Source organism: Roseiflexus sp. RS-1 (assembly GCF_000016665.1).
GTDB lineage: Bacteria > Chloroflexota > Chloroflexia > Chloroflexales > Roseiflexaceae > Roseiflexus.
Window position 1 is genome coordinate 2,112,550 of sequence record NC_009523.1, and the last position, 17,854, is coordinate 2,130,403.

A 17,854-nucleotide genomic window follows, 5' to 3' on the forward strand; every position below is an offset into this window, starting at 1 on the left:
AGTGCAGATTACATACTTCCCGGAGCAGTTGTGATTCTAGCGTGCGGGTCGAGATGATTGGGTGCGCTGGCTGTAAAGTTCTTGTAAGATTTTTGTTAACTCGTGTTAATATATGTGCTCTTCTATTCGTCGTCGTGCTGCGCGCTCGCGATCTGCCAGGACGATCAGACTGTCGATCAGGCGGGTGAGGGTGGCATGAACCGCATTGATCTGGCGCAATTCCGGTTCGAGCAGCCACCAGGCAATGCGCCGCCGCAGCCGGTCGAGCAACCCGCGTGGCGGTTGCGGTTGGATTTCCCACATGGCGTGCAGCGCTGCGAGTTGCTCCGCCAGGTACGGGTCGCCCTGCGCAACATCGGTCAGCAATGGCAGGCCATCAGGCGCGGAGCGACGTTCGTTCAACGCGCGCGCGATCTGCGCCGCCAGTGGTTCATCGTCCGGTCCAGGCGGGACGAGGAAGATCGGTTCAGGGTGTGGCTTACCGTCGTTCATGGGTGTGGTCCTGTCACAATGCGATACACAGTAAACTCATCATCCTCATAGACCTGCGCGAGTTCCGGTTGCTGCGTAGCGCGTTCGCGCCATCCGGGCCGCTCACGGTCCATAGCATTGCGGCGCACCAGGATATACTCGCCCCCTAATCGCCGGAGGGTTGTCAGGGCGCGTTCGGATGGAAACTCGCGCAGCCATACCAGGTCGGCTGTCGCGCCAGCCGGCTCGAATGTGCCATAGCCCGTCAGACTTGGACGTTTCGAGAAAAGGGCGTAGTACTCGATCGCACCGGAGAAAGAATCAGGGACCTGAAGCGTTGCGCCGGATCCCGGTTGGGTCGCCAGCCAGCGATCAACCGGTCGTGGTGCGGTCGATGCGCTCCATGGAGCGGCGTGAGCGACTTCCAGCAGAACACCGCAGACCGCAACCACCCCCAGCGCCTGCCACGCTCGACGCCACTGCGCAAAACCGGTCAAACCGAGGGCTGCCAGCAGACCGACGCATATCTGGACGTAGAATGCCATGCGTGACCAGGCGCGGATGCTGCGCAGCACCGGTATATGCTCATATGCCAGGAGCGCCGGGAGCGGGATCGTCCGGTCGCCGAGACGCAACTCCGGTCCCAGGCTCAACACAAAACAGACCCCTGCGATGATCAATAGCGTCCACGTGATTGGGCTTCGTCGCCAGCGCCATGCCCCAACGCCCGCCAGCGCCAGCAGCGCAAACCCTGGCGCCACGAGTTGTGCGCCGGCGGTATCGGGCGCAATCTGCGCCGACCACGCGCCCCAGGTCGCGTGGTATCGGCTGGGAGTCAGGTAGTCGAGCGGACGCGCGGAAAGGGACAGAAGCGAAGTGTACTCGTGACGGGTGTCGCCGCCGCGCAGCGCCTGGATGGTCGGTTGGGCATAGGGTGCGATCAGCGCCAGTGCGACGAGCGGCGCCGTCAGCGCCGCCGGACCTGCCGTTCGTAGCGAGCGCGTTTCCTTCCAGGGCCAGCGCATCAGCAACCAGAGCGCCATGATCAGCCACAGCGTCGGTCCGTAGTACCACGACGACCACGCCGCCAGTGCGACGCCTGTTCCCATCAGCGCTGCATCAGAGGAGCTTCGCCGCCTGATGAAGCCTTCCAGTCCATAGAGTGCAAGAACCGTCCACTGCGTACCGATCATGTTCATCTGCCCCAGAGTATGCTGGTATCGCCACAGGCAGAAACCAACGCCAATACCTGCTGCAAATGCGCCCAGTCGCCCGGCGCCCAGACGCTCTGCCAGCAATGCGGTCAAAAGTGTTGTCAGGACGAACGATATGACGATCAGAACATTGTATGTGAGCGTCGATCCTGCAAGCAATGTCAGCGGTAGACCCAGAAGCGTGTGGGCGGGCGTCAACTCGGAATATGCCAGTTCGTATCCGGTGGGATAGAACAGGTATGGAACGAAGGTCGGTGATCGCCGCTCGGCAATCGCGTCGGCGAACCACTGGAGTTTCCAGACGTACTCCAGGTTATCGCCGGGCGGACCGGGGACGAAGCGTGCAGGATCGGGAGTGAGCGGTGCAAGGAGCAGCACAGCGAGAAGGGTCGCGACGCCGGTGGTGATCAAGGGAAAGGCTAAATGGTGAGCGTTGAACGTTGAACGTTCAACGCTTGCTTCGGAACCTTTCCATCGCGCAGTAATTAAGAGGAAGAGGGCGAAGACCGTTGCCAGCCCCAGGGTCAGCAGCAATGCTTCCCAACGATGGGCAAAGCGCAGATCGGAATGGCGCATGCTCAGGCTGATCAGTGTGAATAGTGCAACAACAATCCATCGCAGCGCGCCAATGCCGGATGATCGGAGCGCAATCAACAGCGCCCAGGCAGCGCCGGTCACTGCTGCCGCCTGCACAGACGGCAACCAGGCGGTTTCGTTGAGCGCTGCACATGTTACTGCAAACGCAACCACACCCAGATCACGTCGATCACCGGGTACGCGCGTGGTGGCAGTGCGGAGCGTGATGTCATTCCCGGCGATAGCGATCCGATGGTGCGGCGCCAGCAGTCGATAGACGCGCGGCGCTGGCAGAACCGGCAGAGTTGCCAGATGAGTGCGGTTCAGATCGACCGCAACCGCTTGCGGCATAGAGGGGGCGACACCCGTCGGCGCAGCCAGGCGCAACATCAGCAGGTGGTCGGTCACACCGTGCGCTGGCAGTCGAACCGTTGCTTCTGCGGTTGTCCACCGGAAGGGGCGCCCGTCCGCCTGACTGATCTCTGCTCCATGGAATCCCGTTGCGATGCCGCGATCACTGGCGCCGATGATCACCAGATGCTGCGTGTCCAGAGGGCGGTTGAGGAAAACGAACGACGTGATTGCGACCGCGATCACCATCACTGCATCGAGGATCAGATTGAAACGCGGCGGCGCATAACGTACTGCCGCCGCGTCATCCGTTCCCGCAGCGCCCGGTTCGGAGTGCGAGGGGTTTGTTGCGGAAGCCATACCTGACGAGACTCAGCGCCGCCCTGGGACGGTCACGCGCTGTTCACTCCTGATCGTATGCCTTGATATACAGATCGATAATCTCTTGCCTGGTTGGCTTGCGCGGGTTGTTCGCCGGGCTGCCGCTATCGATGGCTGCATCTGCCATCGAAGGCGCGAGTTCGATCAGGCGTTCACGCTCGACCCCCAGTTGCTTCAGCGATGGGATGCGGATATCGCTGACCAGACGGCGGATGGCGTGCACGACGCGATCCGCAGCCTCCATGACCGAGAGACCCTGAATCGGTTCGCCCATCGCTTCGGCAATCTGCGCATAGCGCACCGGGTCGCCGATCAGACTGAACTCGGTGACGGCTGCCAGCAGCGCCGCGTTAGAAACGCCATGCGCGATATGGAAGTGCGCGCCGATCGGGCGCGACATCCCGTGAACCAGCGCAACCGACGAGTTGCTGAATGCGACTCCCGCCTGGAAGGCGCCGAGCATCATCTGCTCACGCGCTTCGATGTTGTTGCCGTTTGCCCATGCCTGGCGAATATTCTGGGAAATCAGCCGGATTGCCGACAGACAGAAAATGTCGGTCATCGGTTGACGCTTGACCGACACATACGCTTCGATAGCGTGCACCAGCGCATCGACTCCGGTCGCCGCTGTCACGCTCTGCGGCGACGACACCGTCAGCATGGGATCGACAATGGCGATGGTCGGCATGAGATACGGGCTGCCGATCAACATCTTGACATCGGTCTTCTGGTCGGTGATGACGGTGTAGACCGTCGCTTCGCTGCCGGTGCCGGCTGTGGTGGGGATAGCCACGACCGGCACGCCGGGTGCGGCGATTTTCCCGATACCCTTGTACTGCTCGATGGAACCGGGATTGGTCACCAGCACTGCGATGGCTTTGGCTGTGTCGATGGGGCTGCCGCCGCCAACCGCGACGACGAAGTCGCAGTTGCCTTCCCGATACGTCTGCAAGCCTTCCTGAACGTATTCCACCACCGGTTCGGTGTTGACGCCGGCGTACACCGTGCTGGCGATTCCGCTCTCGGCAAGATACTGCTCGACTTTGCCGACCAGCCCCAGCCCAAGCATGATTTTGTCGGAAACGATCAGGGCTTTCTTCCAACCGCGCTTCTGACACTCGGCGCCGACCTGTTCAACCGCGCCTGAGCCGATGAGAACCTGCGCCGGCATGAGAAATGCTCGTGGCGGCATCATAGACAGCCTCCTTTACCAGCAGTTCTTCCTGTACACAACAACGCACGTTTCGGGAGTAACGCTAAGTGTAATCGACATTACGCACAGCGTCAAACCGGTGCTGCCACTGCCAGCAGCCGTGCATGGATCCGCTCTGCTGCGTGCGCCCACGTCCAGCGCGCCGCTGCTTCCTGCGCCGCACGTGCGCCAACCTGTCGCGCTTCGCCAGGGTGTTCATAGACATAGCGCATAAGCGCAATCAGGTGCTCCTCATCCGGGTCTGCCCAGCGCCATCCCAGATAGTAGGGGCATTTGGCATTGGCGGCGACCAGTCGGCGTACACGCAATGGGTAGCCGACCCCGCTGTGGAAGAATTCGGTCTGGCCGCTCCAGTCGGTGGCGATCACCGGCAACCCGCACGCCATCGCTTCGAGAATGGGCAATCCCCATCCCTCACCACGAGTCGGCAACACGAAACAGTCGGCGCTGCGGTAGAGCGATCCCAGGCTATCGTCGCTGATCTGACGGTTGTAGATCACAACGATGGGCGGCGCATCGGCAGGCAGCCGGAGCGCAGCGATCTGTCGGGCGACATCGACGTCTGCATCGAAATTGTTTACGCGCAACACCAGCAGCACATCATCGCGTCGCGTGAACGCTGCTGCATAGGCGCGCAACAACACCTCCGGCGCTTTGCGCTCACCCCATTCGAAGATCGACAGGAAGGTGAATCGCCCGGCAATGCGACGCGCCGGTCCATCGGGACGAAAACGCGCCGGATCGTACCCCAGCGGCATCACAACAATCGGGCGTGTGACGCCAGCATCGGCAAACACTGTCGCCCCCCAGCGGCCTGGCGTCCAGATTTCGTCCATCGCGTTGCATGCGGCGACCCATTCGCGCGGCAGACCATCGACTTCCAGCATGGTGTATCCGATTTTGTACCCTGGATGTTCAGTGAAGAACAGATCGGCCTGATCGTAGCTGACCTGGATCGCATCATCGCGTGGCGTGCGCGCCGCCGCTGCACGCAGCGCCGGGTGGCGGATCACCCCCGGCATATGCCAGGGTGTCGGGCGATACATCAGTTCAACGCCGCGCGAGAGAAGTTCGAGTGCCAGCGCTTCCGATGAGACAGCATACCCGATCGGGAGACCCCAGCGCGATTGCCAGACGACCGGGAGCGCTGGTGCATGGTCATGCCTGATCGCCGGTGCTGAGCTTGCGACATTCGTGGATTCCATTGCTGGCAACCTGCGCCTATCCATCCGACGGCGGCGACCAGCCCTGGGGGTTGATCGCCCATGCCTCGATCATGGTACGCTCGTCCGCTGTCAGGCGCCCGGTGTGCTGGGCGACTTCGAGCACGTCGGCGAGGGTTGCCAGCGCTACAAGATCAAGGTCTGTCGCTGCAAAACGCGCCGTCGTCTCACGCCATCCCCAGGTGAAAATACAGACACAGCGCATCACAACGCCGCCTTCGGCGCGGATCGCTGCGGCTGCCTGGAGCGCGCTCTCGCCGGTGCTGACGGTGTCTTCCAGCAGAACGATCCGCTGACCGCCAACCGCTGCGCCTTCGATCTGACGCCCGCGTCCATGCCCTTTTGCAGCGCTGCGGACATACGCCATCGGTATGCCGTTCATCTCTGCAACCCACGCAACCCACGGGATGCCGCCGGTCGCCGGACCGGACACAACGCTGGCGTCGGTGCAGTGTGCGGCGAAACTGCGGATCACAATGCGGCGCGCTGCCACATCGCCGAGCAGAATACGGTTATCGCAGTAGATCGGCGAGCGGAGACCGGAAGCGAACGTGAATGGCTGATAAGGGCGAATGAGCACCGCGCCCGCCTCGATCAGCACGCGCGCAATATCGTAAGCAGAACTGGCAACCATCGCAACATATCTCTATCGCTTATTATCGTATCAGTGCTGGAGTATCATACCACAAGCGTCATCCGGTGCGCTGTGTGCGCCGCCGGGTGAACATTCCGTAACAGGACAGCATGCTCTGGTTTCACAACTCTTAACTTTGCATATCTTCCGCCACCCGCATCTATCGTGCTATACTACGCAACGTGTGGCACAGGCGGACGATGTCGTCCTGATACAGTACGCTCAACGAGGAGGACAGGAAGTATGACTATGGAGCAGGAAAGCGCGCTCGCCAGCGCGCAGCGCCAGTTCGACATTGCAGCCGATCTCTTGCAACTCGAACCCGGTCTCCGCCGCATCCTGCGAGTTCCGCAACGCGAACTGACGGTGACGTTTCCGGTCAAGATGGATGATGGTCGGATCGAAACGTTCGTCGGGTACCGTGTCCATCACAACATTACACGCGGTCCGGCAAAGGGGGGCATTCGCTACCATCCGCAGGTCACGATCGATGATGTGCGCGCACTGAGCATGTGGATGACATGGAAGTGCGCGACGGTCAATATTCCCTACGGCGGTGCAAAAGGCGCGGTGGTTGTCGATCCGCGCACGCTGTCGATGGGTGAACTCGAGCGGCTGACCCGCCGCTATACATCTGAAATCAGCATTCTGATCAGTCCTGATCGTGATATTCCGGCGCCGGACATTGGCACGAATCCGCAGATCATGGCCTGGATCATGGATACCTACTCGATGCATAGCGGGCACACGGTTCCTGCGGTCGTCACCGGCAAGCCGATCGATATCGGCGGTTCCTATGGGCGGCGTGAGGCGACTGCGCGCGGGTTGTCGTATGTACTGCGCGAAGCCGCCGAGGCGCTGAGTTTCCCGATCGCTGGCGCGCGGATCGTCATTCAGGGGTTCGGCAATGTTGGCGCCACCTGTGCGCGTCTGCTGGAGGAAATGGGGGCGACCATCGTTGCCGTGTCGGACAGCAAGGGCGGCATTTATCGCCGGAACGGCTTGCCGCTGGCGTCGGTCATTGCCCACAAGCAGCGCACCGGCACAGTCGCCGGTTTCCCGGAAGCCGATCAGGTCACGAATGCGGAATTGCTTGAACTGCCGTGCGATATTCTGGTGCCGGCGGCGATTCACTCGCAGATCACGGCGCGTAACGCCGACCGGATCCGTGCGCGGATCATCGGCGAAGCCGCCAACGGACCAACGACTCCCGATGCCGATGCGATCCTGTATGATCGCGGAGTGTTCGTCATCCCGGATATCCTGGCTGGCGCTGGCGGTGTGACGGTCAGTTATTTTGAATGGGTGCAGGGATTGCAGGAGTTCTTCTGGACCGAACGCGAAGTCAACGCCCAACTCGAGCGCGTCATGGTGGGCGCGTTCAACCATGTGCTGCGTGTCGCGCACGAGCGTCGCGTTCATATGCGAACTGCCGCCTACCTGATCGCCGTTAATCGCGTTGCCGAGGCCACCCGCATCCGCGGCATTTATCCATGAGGCGGCATGGCTGAGCGGCGCAGGCGTCTCGGTGATTGGGGCGAAGCGGTGGCAGTCGCGTACCTGGCGCAGCATGGGTACCAGGTTGTGGCGCAAAAATGGCGCTGCGCGGCTGGCGAGATCGACATTGTGGCACAACGTGACGGTGTGCTGGCGTTCGTGGAAGTGCGCACGCGTCGGGGTGTCGATCCGGGAATGGCGGCCGGATCGATCACCGGCGCCAAGCGTGCGCGTTTGATGATGCTTGCCTGCCTGTTTCTTGCAGCCCATGACCTTCCGGCAGATACGCCATGGCGCATCGATGTCGTTGCGATTGCCGTCGCATCGCAGGGGCGGGTGGCGATTGACCATATTCTCGCGGCTGTTGAAGAGACATGAACCGCCGTCACCCGTTCGATGGCGACGCTACACCGGAAACGATTCGGGAGTATCGTATGGCATTCATTCATCCAACCGCCGACGTATCGCCGCAGGCGGAGATTGGCGAGGGAACGCGCGTCTGGCATGGCGCGCAGATTCGTGAACGCGCCAGGCTGGGCAAGGGGTGCATCGTCGGCAAGAATGTCTATATCGATTTCGAGGTGGTCATCGGCGATCACGTCAAAATTCAGAACAACTCCTCGCTCTACCACGGTCTCACTGTTGAAGATGGAGTTTTTATCGGTCCCCACGTTGTGATCACCAATGATCGCATCCCGCGCGCCATCAATCCAGACGGGTCGCTCAAAGGCGCCGCAGATTGGGTGGTGGGGCGAACGCTCATCCGGCGTGGCGCCTCGATCGGAGCAGGGGCGATCATCGTCACCGGGGTGACTGTCGGGGAGTGGGCATTGTGCGGCGCTGGCGCGGTCGTCACGCGCGATGTGCCCGCCCATGCTATCGTCGCTGGCAACCCGGCGCGTGTGATAGGATATATAAGCGCGGGCGGCGTTCGCTGCGCCACGCAGGAAGAAGCCATCGAACGCACGGCGCAGGAGCGGTGAACGCTGAGGTTCGCCAGCGGCAGCCGTGCGGGGAAAGGGAGACTCACGTGGAACATAAACGAGTCAGTGATGTGATGCACTACGGCGTCATTTCGTGTCGGGTCGAAACGCCGGTCGAGGAAGCCATCGAACTGATGCAGAAGCATCGCATCCACGCGCTGGTCGTGGTCGATGGTCCTGGTTACCTGGCTGGCATCGTGTCGCAGACCGACCTGTTGCGCGCGTGGAAGGAGGGGTCATCGTTTGAGAACGTGATGCGCGGTCCGGTCGGCGAAATTATGACCCGGAGCGTGATCACCTGTATGCCGGAAATGGAACTTGAGCGCGCTATTCAGCTGCTCAACCGCAACCATATCCACCGGCTTGTGGTGGTCGAAGAGCGGAATGACGGGCGCTTCTGGCCCGTCGGCATTCTGTCGATGACCGACATTGTGCGGGCGCTGGAGACCATGCAGGTTCCGTAGCGACAACCGGGCACGAAAAGAGAGACGCTGCACCGCAACGTCTCTCCCTCCCTCTATCGATCCCGCCTCTAACCGACCAGTAGCGCCAGCGGCTGTTCGAGCAGTCGTTTGACGTCGTTGAGAAACCGGGCAACTTCGGCGCCATCGGTGACCCGGTGATCCGCCGAGAGGGTCAGCATCATCAGGTGCTTTGCCACAACTTCGTCGCTGTCGTCCTTGAACGCCGGGGTGCGGCGAATGGCGCCGACTGCCAGACTCGCCGCCTGTGGCGGGGTGATGATCGAGGTGAATTCGGGAATGCCGTACATTCCCAGATTGCTGACCGTAAATGTGCCCCCCTGGAGCAGGTCGGGGGTGATCTTCCCCTCGCGCGCCAGCGCAACGATTCGTTTGGTTTCACGCGCGATTGATCCGAGCGACCGATCCTGGCAGTTGGCGACGACCGGCGCCATCAGTCCGCTCTCCAGCGCCACCGCGATGGCGATGTTCACAGTCGGGTGCAGGATGATCCCATCATCGCTGTAGGAAGCGTTCAGGTTCGGGAATGCCAGGAGCGCGACAGCGCATGCCTTGACCACCATATCGTTGACCGAGATCTGATCCTCTCTGGGGCGTCCGGCATTCGCCTGGGCGCGCAGAGCGAGCGCCGCGCCCATATCAACCTCGATCGAGACGAAAATATGGGGGAACTGCTGCCAGCTCTGGATCATCCGGCGCGAAATCGTTTTGCGCATATTGCTCAACGGTACAACGGCGCCCGCTGTGGGTTGCGCCACACTGACCGCTGCGGGAGCGGGCGGGGGTGCGCTGACCGCTGCGGGAGCGGGCGGGGGTGCGCTGACCGCTGCGGGAGCGGGCGGGGGTGCGCTGACCGCTGCGGGAGCGGGCGGGGGTGCGCTGACCGCTGCGGGAGCGGGCGGGGGCGCACTGACCGGCGTGGGGGCGGGTGCACCGCCGCGAGCGCTCAGGTACGCCTCAATATCTTCCTTTACGATTCGCCCTGCCGGACCACTGCCGCGCACCTGGCGAAGGTCGATGCCGTACTCACGCGCCAGCCGACGCGCCAGCGGGGATGCGCGGATGTCACCAATGTCCGCCGGAGGCTCTGCCAGAGGCGCCGGTGTTTCGGGAAGCGGCGCAGGCGGAGGCGACACCTCCGCAGGCGGGGGAACTGCTGGCGCAGCGGCGACCGGTACAGGCGCCTGCGAACCATTCCCGCCGTCGAGCCGGGCGATGACCGCATTGACCGGCGCAGACTGCCCTTCCTGAACGACAATCTCCGTCAGAGTGCCAGACTCGAACGCCTCGATTTCGATCGTCACCTTATCGGTCTCGATTTCGGCAATCGGTTCGCCGCGGCGCACCGCGTCACCCGGCTTTTTCAGCCAGCGAACGATCGTGCCCTCCTGCATATCGAAGCCCATCTTGGGCATAGTAATGTCAGGCATATACTTCTCCACTACGACAGCGTCTTGCGGATCGCATGCACGATCCGATCGACAGTCACCACGGTCTGCAACTCCAGATTCTTCGAGTAAGGCATGGGCACTTCGCGGAAGTTGACCCGCGCAATTGGCGCGTCGAGATAATCGAAGCCATATTCATACAGGCGCGCCGCAATTTCCGCGCTCGTGCCGAACGATTGCCAGTCTTCGGTTACGACGACAGCGCGGTTGGTTTTCTTGAAACTTTCGATCGCCACACTCATATCGAGCGGACGCAACGTGCGCAGATCAACGATTTCGACCTCGATGCCATCGCGGGCAAGAATGTCGGCTGCCTGCTGCGAGAGGTGCACCATGCGCGAATAGGTGACGACGGTCATATCGCGCCCTTCGCGCGCCAGACGCGCTTTGCCCAGCGGAACCGTATAACTCTCCTCTGGTACCTCACCCTTGACGGTGTACATCAAGGTATGCTCGATGAACACCACCGGATCGGGGTCCTCGATCGCCGCCTTCAGCATTCCCTTCATATCGTAGGGCGTCGCTGGCGCAACGACCTTGAGACCCGGCATATGGGCAAAGTAGACATCGAACGACTGCGAGTGGGTGGCGGAAAGTTGCGTCCAGCCGTTAGTCGTGCGCAGCACCATCGGCACCGTCATCTGGCCGCCGAACATGCTGTAGATCTTGGCGGCGTGGTTGAAGAGCATATCGAACGCCAGCAGTGAAAAATTCACCGACATAATTTCGGCGATCGGGCGCATGCCGACCATTGCTGCGCCAATGGCGATGCCGACAATGCCGGATTCGGCGATCGGAGCGTCGCGGATGCGTTCTGGTCCGTACTGTTCGAGGAATCCGGCAGTGACGCCATACGTGCTGCCGTAATGCCCGATATCCTCACCAATGATAAAGACGCGCTCGTCCTGCATTGCGTCGTGCAATGCCTGGCGCAGCGCTTCGCGGACAGTTATGACCGGCATAGTTCATTCTCCATGGATGGGTGGGTCGACTGCAATCGGCGCGGCATACACGCCTGCCTGTGTAATCCATTCGTGCCCTGGCTCCGGACTCTCGTCGGCGAAGCGTACCGCCGCTTCGACCTGATCGTCGATCATCCGGTCAATATCACGGATCTGTTGTTCGGTGGCAATGCCCTCGTTGAGCAGCAGCGTGCGATACCGCACAATCGGATCGTTCCGCCGGTGGCGTTCGATATCCTCTTTGGTGCGGTACTTTTGCGTATCCTGCGCCGAATGACCGCGAAAGCGGTAGGTCATCGCTTCGAGCAGCACCGGTCCTTTGCCGGAACGCGCATGCTCAACCGCGCGCAGGGAGGCTTCGCGCATCACCAGCACATCGTTGCCGTCCACCCGTTCCGCCTTCATATCAAAGGCGCACGCTTTGCGGTAGATTTCGGTGACCGACGAATGGACTTCCAGCGGCGTCCCCATGGCGTAGAGATTATTCTCGCAGACAAAGACAACCGGCAATTTCCAGAGTTGCGCAAAATTGAGCGACTCGTAGAACTCGCCGCCATTGGTGGCGCCATCGCCAAAGAAGACCATCACGACCGAGTCTTTACGCTGCATTTTCATTCCCAGCGCCACACCGGTCGCCAGGGGCAGGTGGCTGCCCACGATCGCATACCCGCCCCAGAAGTTCTTGCTGGCATCGGCAAAGTGCATTGAGCCGCCCAACCCTTTCGAGCAACCGGTCACCTTGCCGAACAGTTCCGCCATCAGTGCATTAATGTCGAGTCCGCGCGCAATCGCGTGACCGTGATCACGATAATGGGTGAAAATATGGTCATCGGGTCGCAGAGCGGCAATCGCGCCGACGGCAGTCGCCTCTTCGCCGATGTACAGGTGGAGGAACCCGCCAATTTTCGCTCTGGTATACATCTCCTGGCATTTCTCTTCGAAGCGACGGATGAGCACCATCTGACGGTAATAGTCGATCAGCGTTGCAGCATCAAGCCCGGAGTCGTTCGAGAGGATGCCAGCAGAGTTGCGTCCATGTTCATCAACGTGCGCCATAAATCGTGCTTCCCTTTCGTTGATGCGCCAGAGGCATGGCGCATATTGCTCCAATCGCCTGGCGCCCGCGCTGCGGGCGCACACGCTTCCATTGCAATGGCGCTTCCACGCGATTCAGTGCGCTATTGCATAGTCCAAACAGCATCCACACTATGATGATAGACTCGGAAGAAGCGACAGCGCGGCGGAGACGCGCTCTCGCTTGCAGCAACCGCCAGGTATGGCGGAACGTTCATGCTGAAACTACTTGCGCCGGTTGACGACCGGCGCCGCGTGTTCCATAAACAGCGCCTCACCCTGGATGACCCGCACCAGTTCTGCCAGCGTCAGGCGCGAGAGGGAGCGAGGCGGCGCCTTGGGCGTGCCACAGAGCAGCATCCGTTTTCCCGGGTGCAGATACCAGTCAGCGTCACGATCAATGATGCGCAGGTCGTGATAGACCGGCGACAGATCGACATTCGATCGTGATCGGGCGGCGATGCCCATCCATCCCTGTTCATTCCGATACGCATACAGCACTGCGCCGTGGCGATACGCCAGTTTACTCGACCCGCCATCATCGCCGTCAAGCGCAATCCCCAGCCCCCACGGCGTCTCGAACTCGACGCGCCGCGCAAACGCCTTTTCGAGGCGGATCTGGCGCTGCTCGTGCTCATACCATGCATCCAGATTGGGGAGCATAGCGTATGCCACATGGTGAGGGCGATTAGGGAACAGCAAGTTGTAGCCGGAGACCAGGGCGTTGACGTTGAAAAACCCCTGCGAACCGCGTGGAGCGGAGGCGTGGTCAATCTGATTGACCTGCTCGACCAGCCGGGCAAGCGCCTCATCGTCGGGAGCGACACTGCGGCGTACCAGTTCAGCGGCGCACAATCCCTGTGCGTCGGGCCGATGGTGGTCGAACCGTCCACCGCCAGTATCGACATGAATGATGTGGGGGTCTTCATCGGGCGGGCGATTGTGGAGGGTCTGTCCCGCAGGCACAAATTGAAGCGCCGCGTTGCCTGCGCCGCCAAACCGCACCAGAATCCAGATTGCCGTCAGACAATCGAGATCCGGAGCGAGATGCCCCACGATGGTGGTCAACTGCTCCACGGCGACGAAACTCGCTTTCCAGACCTGGCGGGTGTACGTTCTGCATATGAATGCAGCAAGCGTATCAATCCAACTGACAAGTATAGCAAAAAAGCTGCATTCAGGCAACGCCGAACTGACCCGCCTCAGGCGAGCGATTGCGCACCGTTACGCTTGCGTTTTGCATGTGAACGCCGTATAATACCACAAAGTCCCGCGCACCTATTCGCCCTCTGGCGCATATCACCTCTTGCCGCCGGGATAAGGAAAGGGCATGGAACAGCAAGAACAGGCTGCAACAAACCATCATACGACGAGTACTGCTCAGTCGCCCGGTGATGCTGACTACGCCAACGGTCAGGGCGCCGATCAACGGAGCGACCGGGAACTGATGGAACAGTTCCTCGCCAACCCTGCTCACGACTATCGCAATCTTCAGTACGGCGACACGGTTGACGGCATTATTATGCGGGTCAGCCGTGATGAGATTCTGGTCGATATCGGCGCCAAAGCTGAGGGTGTGGTGCCGGCGAAGGAGATGCAATCGCTCTCCGAAGAAGATCGCGCGGCGCTGAAGCCCGGCGACTCACTGCTGGTCTTTGTGGTTCAGTCGGAAGACAAGGAAGGGCGAGCAACCCTGTCGATCGACCGGGCGCGCCAGGAAAAGAGCTGGCGGCGGTTGCAGCAGTGCTACGAGACCGGCGAGGTCATCGAAGCCAGGGTTGTCAATTACAATAAAGGCGGCTTGCTGGTCAATCTCGACGGGGTGCGCGGCTTCGTGCCTTCGTCGCAGGTCAGCGGCATCAGTCGCGGTTCTGATACCCAGAAGCAGTCGGAGATGGCGCGGATGGTTGGTCAGACTCTGATGCTGAAGGTGATCGAGATCAATCGGAACCGCAACCGGCTGATCCTTTCCGAACGCCAGGCTGCGATGGATATGCGCGAAGGGCGTAAGGGCGAGTTGCTCTCGGCGCTGAAGGAAGGCGATGTCCGCGAAGGGATCGTGACATCCGTCTGCGACTTCGGCGCGTTTGTTGATATAGGCGGCGCTGATGGCCTGGTGCATCTTTCCGAGATTTCCTGGAGCCGGATCAAGCATCCAGGCGAGGTGCTGAAACCTGGCGATAAAGTGCAGGTCTACGTTCTCAGCATCGATAACGAACGGAAGCGCATTGCGCTCTCGCTGAAGCGCACCCAACACGAGCCGTGGGCGACGGTTGGTGAACGCTACCAGATCGGCCAGATGGTCGAAGGAGTGGTGACGCAGCTGGCGCCGTTCGGGGCGTTTGTGCGGATCGAAGATGGCGTCGAAGGACTGATCCACGTCTCTGAAATGGGTGATGGGCGCGTCCAGCATCCGCGCGATGTGTTGCAGGAAGGGGATGTCGTCCAGGCGCGTATCATTCGGATCGATCCGGCGCGAAAACGCATCGGTTTGAGTATGCGCCCGCCATCTGACGATACGGAGGTCGCCGCCGGGGAGTGAGTGCGCCGCCCATCTGGTGCGCGGCGAAGGGACGGTTCCAGGTTTCTGGTTGTATTTCACAGTGCCAGGGAGAATAGCCATGTCCGATCGGGCGTTCGATAAGTTTACAAAACGCGCGAAACAGGTGCTGCAAATTGCCACCGAAGAGGCGCGTGCGTTCAATCACCCGTACATCGGCACCGAGCATCTGCTGCTCGGTCTGATCCGTGAGGGTGAAGGCGTTGCAGCACGTGTGCTGGACGAGTTGGGGGTCAAACTCGTGCAGGCGCGCCACGCTGTTGAGTTCATCGTTGGTCATGGCGAGGGTGCGCCGCGACAGGACCTGGAACTCACGGCACGCGCCAAGAAGGTAATTGCATATGCGGTCGAGGAAGCCAAGCGGCTGAATCACCACTACATCGGCACCGAACACCTGCTGCTCGGACTGGTGCGTAACGGTGAGGGCGTGGCGACCGGTGTGCTCGACATTCTTGGCGTATCACTTGAACAGGTGCGCACAAACGTGATGCGCGTGCTGCGTCAGGGCGCCGGTGCGGGTCTCGAACGCCCCGGTACGGTCTCGTCGGGTTCATCGCAATCATCGCAACGCCAGAGTAAGACGCCGTACCTCGACGCCCTGGGCACCGATCTGACGGAGATGGCGGAAGCCGGGCGCCTCGACCCGGTCATCGGTCGTCAGCACGAGATCGAGCGAGTCATTCAGATTCTCAGCCGTCGCACGAAGAATAACCCGGCGCTCATCGGCGAGCCAGGCGTTGGGAAGACGGCGATTGTCGAGGGTCTGGCGCAGCGGATTGTGGCAGGCGATGTGCCGGACAGCATCAAAGGGAAGCGGGTCGTGACGCTCGATATGGGCGCACTCGTCGCTGGCACGAAGTATCGTGGTCAGTTCGAGGAGCGGTTGAAGCGGGTGGTCGATGAGATCAAGGAAACCCGCTGCATCCTGTTCATCGATGAGTTCCATACGATCATCGGCGCCGGCGGCGCGGAAGGTACGCTTGATGCTGCGAACATTCTGAAGCCAGCGTTGTCGCGCGGTGAGTTGCAGACGATTGGCGCCACAACGCTCGACGAGTATCGCAAGTATATCGAGCGTGACGCAGCCCTTGAGCGGCGCTTCCAGCCCGTGATGGTCGAACAACCGACCGAAGAAGAAACCATCGAAATCCTGCGCGGCATCAAGAGTCGCTATGAGGATTTCCATCAGTTGCAGATTTCCGATGAGGCGATCAAGGCGGCAGCGCACCTCTCGGCGCGCTACGTGCCCGACCGCTTCCTGCCGGATAAGGCGATTGACCTGATCGATGAGGCTGCGGCGCGCGTGCGCATGACGCGCTCGGCGACTCCCCCTTCGCTGCGCGATGCGCTGCGTGGTCTGGAGGCGATCCGCAAGGAGCGTGAGGCGGCAATCGAGGATCAGCAGTTCGAACTCGCTGCCGATCTCCGCGAGCGGGAAGAGCGCATGCTTGCGCGTATCCAGAAGATCGAAGCCGAACTGGGCATCGGCAGCGATGCGCACCTGATGGAGCGCCCGTATGTCACCGAAGACGATATTGCCGAGGTCGTCGGCATGTGGACCGGCATCCCGGTCAAGCGCCTGAAGGGTGACGAAACCACGCGCCTGCTCCAGATGGAGGAGTATCTGCACAGTCGCGTCATTGGTCAGCACGAGGCGATTGTGACCATCTCCAAGTCGGTGCGCCGCGCCCGCGCCGGTCTGAAAGACCCCAAGCGACCGATCGGCTCGTTTATCTTCCTCGGTCCTACCGGCGTCGGCAAGACCGAACTGGCAAAGGCGCTGGCGGAGTTCATGTTCGGCTCCGAAGAGCACCTGATCAAGATCGATATGTCCGAGTTCCAGGAGCGCCACACCACGTCGCGTCTGGTCGGGTCGCCGCCGGGGTATGTGGGGTATGGCGAAGGTGGTCAGTTGACCGATGCGGTGCGCCGCAAACCGTACTCGGTGGTGCTGTTCGACGAGATCGAGAAAGCGCACCCCGATGCGTTCAACCTGCTGCTCCAGGTGCTGGAGGACGGGCACCTGACCGACGGCAAGGGGCGGCGGGTCGATTTCCGCAATACGATCATCATCATGACCTCGAACGTCGGCACCGAGCACATCCGACGCGCGTCGCGCATTGGGTTCTCCGGTTACAGTAGCGGCAGCGAGCTGGACAACGAGGATATTCGCAAGAAGGTGGATGATGCGCTCAAGCAGTTGTTCCGCCCTGAGTTCCTCAACCGCATCGATGCGACGATCATCTTCCACGCGCTGACGAACGATGAGATCCGGCAGATTACGCGGTTGATGCTCAAGCGGGTGCAGGATCAACTCAAGGAGCACAATCTGACGCTCGAGATCACCGACGAAGCCTGCGATCTGCTGGCAAAGCGCGGCTACGATCCGGCGTATGGCGCCCGCCCGTTGCGCCGCATCATCACCAACCTGATCGAAGACCCGCTCTCGGAAGGAGTGCTGGAAGGTCGCTTCCGCTCCGGGGATCGGGTGCTGGTCGATGTGGCGACCCTCGACAATGGCGAACAGTACCTCCGCCTGCGTCCGGCGCGTGAAGTGGAGGAGACGGTGGAAACGGAGACGGTTGAAGTCTCCGGTTGATCGACACACAGAATAAGCGACGCCCTGGAGCCGGAGCAGTTGATGTGACTGCTTCGGCTCTGGTTTTTTTGCGATGGAGAGCAGCCTGGATAAGGAGCGCGATCCCGGTGTATAATGGAACATATGAGCGTTACTGGCTTTCCAGGTCAGCATCGCTGAGTTCTACGGAATCGCTATTCAGTGCAA

Annotated in this window: 15 protein-coding genes; 6 read left to right on the plus strand and 9 right to left on the minus strand. The window is 61.1% G+C overall.

Annotated elements, in window-relative coordinates; genetic code table 11:
* Window positions 1-105: 105 nt before the first annotated feature.
* The 5 genes from ROSERS_RS08890 to ROSERS_RS08910 form a co-directional block, all read right to left on the minus strand.
* Window positions 106-492: a hypothetical protein gene (locus ROSERS_RS08890; RefSeq protein ID WP_011956454.1), complete on the minus strand. Its 387-nt coding sequence runs from the start codon at window positions 490-492 to the stop codon at window positions 106-108.
* On the minus strand, window positions 489-2,972 hold the full coding sequence (locus ROSERS_RS08895) for a hypothetical protein (protein WP_011956455.1): 2,484 nt from the start codon (window positions 2,970-2,972) through the stop codon (window positions 489-491). The genes ROSERS_RS08890 and ROSERS_RS08895 overlap by 4 nt, the downstream gene beginning before the upstream one ends.
* Window positions 2,973-3,015: 43 nt before the next feature.
* Window positions 3,016-4,188 (minus strand): iron-containing alcohol dehydrogenase, encoded by a 1,173-nt coding sequence (locus ROSERS_RS08900; protein WP_011956456.1) that lies wholly within the window; start codon window positions 4,186-4,188, stop codon window positions 3,016-3,018.
* A gap of 89 nt (window positions 4,189-4,277) precedes the next feature.
* The gene (locus ROSERS_RS08905) at window positions 4,278-5,411 is read right to left on the minus strand and encodes a glycosyltransferase (RefSeq protein WP_011956457.1); all 1,134 of its coding nucleotides are present in this window, start codon (window positions 5,409-5,411) and stop codon (window positions 4,278-4,280) included.
* 16 nt (window positions 5,412-5,427) lie between these two features.
* Window positions 5,428-6,063 carry an orotate phosphoribosyltransferase gene (locus ROSERS_RS08910; protein ID WP_011956458.1) on the minus strand — a complete coding sequence of 212 codons (636 nt, stop codon included), beginning with the start codon at window positions 6,061-6,063 and terminating at the stop codon, window positions 5,428-5,430.
* Window positions 6,064-6,306: 243 nt separating this feature from the next.
* Here ROSERS_RS08910 and ROSERS_RS08915 point away from each other — a divergent pair, with 243 nt between their 5' ends.
* From ROSERS_RS08915 to ROSERS_RS08930, 4 genes are read left to right on the plus strand one after another with little or no spacing between them, the layout of a single operon-like run.
* Window positions 6,307-7,560: a Glu/Leu/Phe/Val family dehydrogenase gene (locus tag ROSERS_RS08915; RefSeq protein ID WP_011956459.1), complete on the plus strand. Its 1,254-nt coding sequence runs from the start codon at window positions 6,307-6,309 to the stop codon at window positions 7,558-7,560.
* Between the two features lie 6 nt (window positions 7,561-7,566).
* Window positions 7,567-7,938 (plus strand): YraN family protein, encoded by a 372-nt coding sequence (locus tag ROSERS_RS08920; RefSeq protein ID WP_011956460.1) that lies wholly within the window; start codon window positions 7,567-7,569, stop codon window positions 7,936-7,938.
* Window positions 7,935-8,543 (plus strand): acyltransferase, encoded by a 609-nt coding sequence (locus tag ROSERS_RS08925; protein ID WP_232282797.1) that lies wholly within the window; start codon window positions 7,935-7,937, stop codon window positions 8,541-8,543. Before ROSERS_RS08920 ends, ROSERS_RS08925 begins: the two co-directional genes overlap by 4 nt.
* A 47-nt stretch (window positions 8,544-8,590) precedes the next feature.
* On the plus strand, window positions 8,591-9,007 hold the full coding sequence (locus ROSERS_RS08930; RefSeq protein ID WP_049767489.1) for a CBS domain-containing protein: 417 nt from the start codon (window positions 8,591-8,593) through the stop codon (window positions 9,005-9,007).
* 68 nt (window positions 9,008-9,075) lie between these two features.
* Here ROSERS_RS08930 and ROSERS_RS08935 read toward each other — a convergent pair whose 3' ends face one another.
* The 4 genes from ROSERS_RS08935 to ROSERS_RS08950 all read right to left on the minus strand — a co-directional run bounded on the left by ROSERS_RS08935 (window position 9,076) and on the right by ROSERS_RS08950 (window position 13,586).
* Complete coding sequence (locus ROSERS_RS08935; RefSeq protein ID WP_011956463.1) at window positions 9,076-10,455, minus strand: dihydrolipoamide acetyltransferase family protein; 1,380 nt, start codon at window positions 10,453-10,455, stop codon at window positions 9,076-9,078.
* A gap of 11 nt (window positions 10,456-10,466) precedes the next feature.
* Entirely contained in the window at window positions 10,467-11,435 is a 969-nt protein-coding gene (locus ROSERS_RS08940; protein WP_011956464.1) for an alpha-ketoacid dehydrogenase subunit beta, read from the minus strand.
* A gap of 3 nt (window positions 11,436-11,438) precedes the next feature.
* Window positions 11,439-12,491 carry a pyruvate dehydrogenase (acetyl-transferring) E1 component subunit alpha gene (pdhA, locus tag ROSERS_RS08945; RefSeq protein ID WP_011956465.1) on the minus strand — a complete coding sequence of 351 codons (1,053 nt, stop codon included), beginning with the start codon at window positions 12,489-12,491 and terminating at the stop codon, window positions 11,439-11,441.
* A 243-nt stretch (window positions 12,492-12,734) separates the two neighbouring features.
* Window positions 12,735-13,586: a hypothetical protein gene (locus ROSERS_RS08950; protein WP_049767490.1), complete on the minus strand. Its 852-nt coding sequence runs from the start codon at window positions 13,584-13,586 to the stop codon at window positions 12,735-12,737.
* 253 nt (window positions 13,587-13,839) lie between these two features.
* Here ROSERS_RS08950 and rpsA point away from each other — a divergent pair, with 253 nt between their 5' ends.
* Both rpsA and ROSERS_RS08960 read left to right on the plus strand, forming a co-directional pair.
* A complete protein-coding gene (gene rpsA, locus ROSERS_RS08955; RefSeq protein WP_011956467.1) occupies window positions 13,840-15,051 on the plus strand; it encodes a 30S ribosomal protein S1 in 1,212 nt (403 codons plus the stop codon).
* A 79-nt stretch (window positions 15,052-15,130) separates the two neighbouring features.
* The gene (locus ROSERS_RS08960) at window positions 15,131-17,668 is read left to right on the plus strand and encodes an ATP-dependent Clp protease ATP-binding subunit (protein ID WP_011956468.1); all 2,538 of its coding nucleotides are present in this window, start codon (window positions 15,131-15,133) and stop codon (window positions 17,666-17,668) included.
* Window positions 17,669-17,854: the final 186 nt, after the last annotated feature.

What these genes read in the sequence shown, in the direction of transcription:
- ROSERS_RS08890 (WP_011956454.1), bottom strand. Translation starts at nt 492, where the DNA reads ATGAACGACGGTAAGCCACACCCTGAACCGATCTTCCTCGTCCCGCCT.
- ROSERS_RS08895 (WP_011956455.1), bottom strand. Translation starts at nt 2,972, where the DNA reads ATGGCTTCCGCAACAAACCCCTCGCACTCCGAACCGGGCGCTGCGGGA.
- ROSERS_RS08900 (WP_011956456.1), bottom strand. Translation starts at nt 4,188, where the DNA reads ATGATGCCGCCACGAGCATTTCTCATGCCGGCGCAGGTTCTCATCGGC.
- ROSERS_RS08905 (WP_011956457.1), bottom strand. Translation starts at nt 5,411, where the DNA reads ATGGAATCCACGAATGTCGCAAGCTCAGCACCGGCGATCAGGCATGAC.
- ROSERS_RS08910 (WP_011956458.1), bottom strand. Translation starts at nt 6,063, where the DNA reads ATGGTTGCCAGTTCTGCTTACGATATTGCGCGCGTGCTGATCGAGGCG.
- ROSERS_RS08915 (WP_011956459.1), top strand. Translation starts at nt 6,307, where the DNA reads ATGACTATGGAGCAGGAAAGCGCGCTCGCCAGCGCGCAGCGCCAGTTC.
- ROSERS_RS08920 (WP_011956460.1), top strand. Translation starts at nt 7,567, where the DNA reads ATGGCTGAGCGGCGCAGGCGTCTCGGTGATTGGGGCGAAGCGGTGGCA.
- ROSERS_RS08925 (WP_232282797.1), top strand. Translation starts at nt 7,935, where the DNA reads ATGAACCGCCGTCACCCGTTCGATGGCGACGCTACACCGGAAACGATT.
- ROSERS_RS08935 (WP_011956463.1), bottom strand. Translation starts at nt 10,455, where the DNA reads ATGCCTGACATTACTATGCCCAAGATGGGCTTCGATATGCAGGAGGGC.
- ROSERS_RS08940 (WP_011956464.1), bottom strand. Translation starts at nt 11,435, where the DNA reads ATGCCGGTCATAACTGTCCGCGAAGCGCTGCGCCAGGCATTGCACGAC.
- pdhA (WP_011956465.1), bottom strand. Translation starts at nt 12,491, where the DNA reads ATGGCGCACGTTGATGAACATGGACGCAACTCTGCTGGCATCCTCTCG.
- rpsA (WP_011956467.1), top strand. Translation starts at nt 13,840, where the DNA reads ATGGAACAGCAAGAACAGGCTGCAACAAACCATCATACGACGAGTACT.
- ROSERS_RS08960 (WP_011956468.1), top strand. Translation starts at nt 15,131, where the DNA reads ATGTCCGATCGGGCGTTCGATAAGTTTACAAAACGCGCGAAACAGGTG.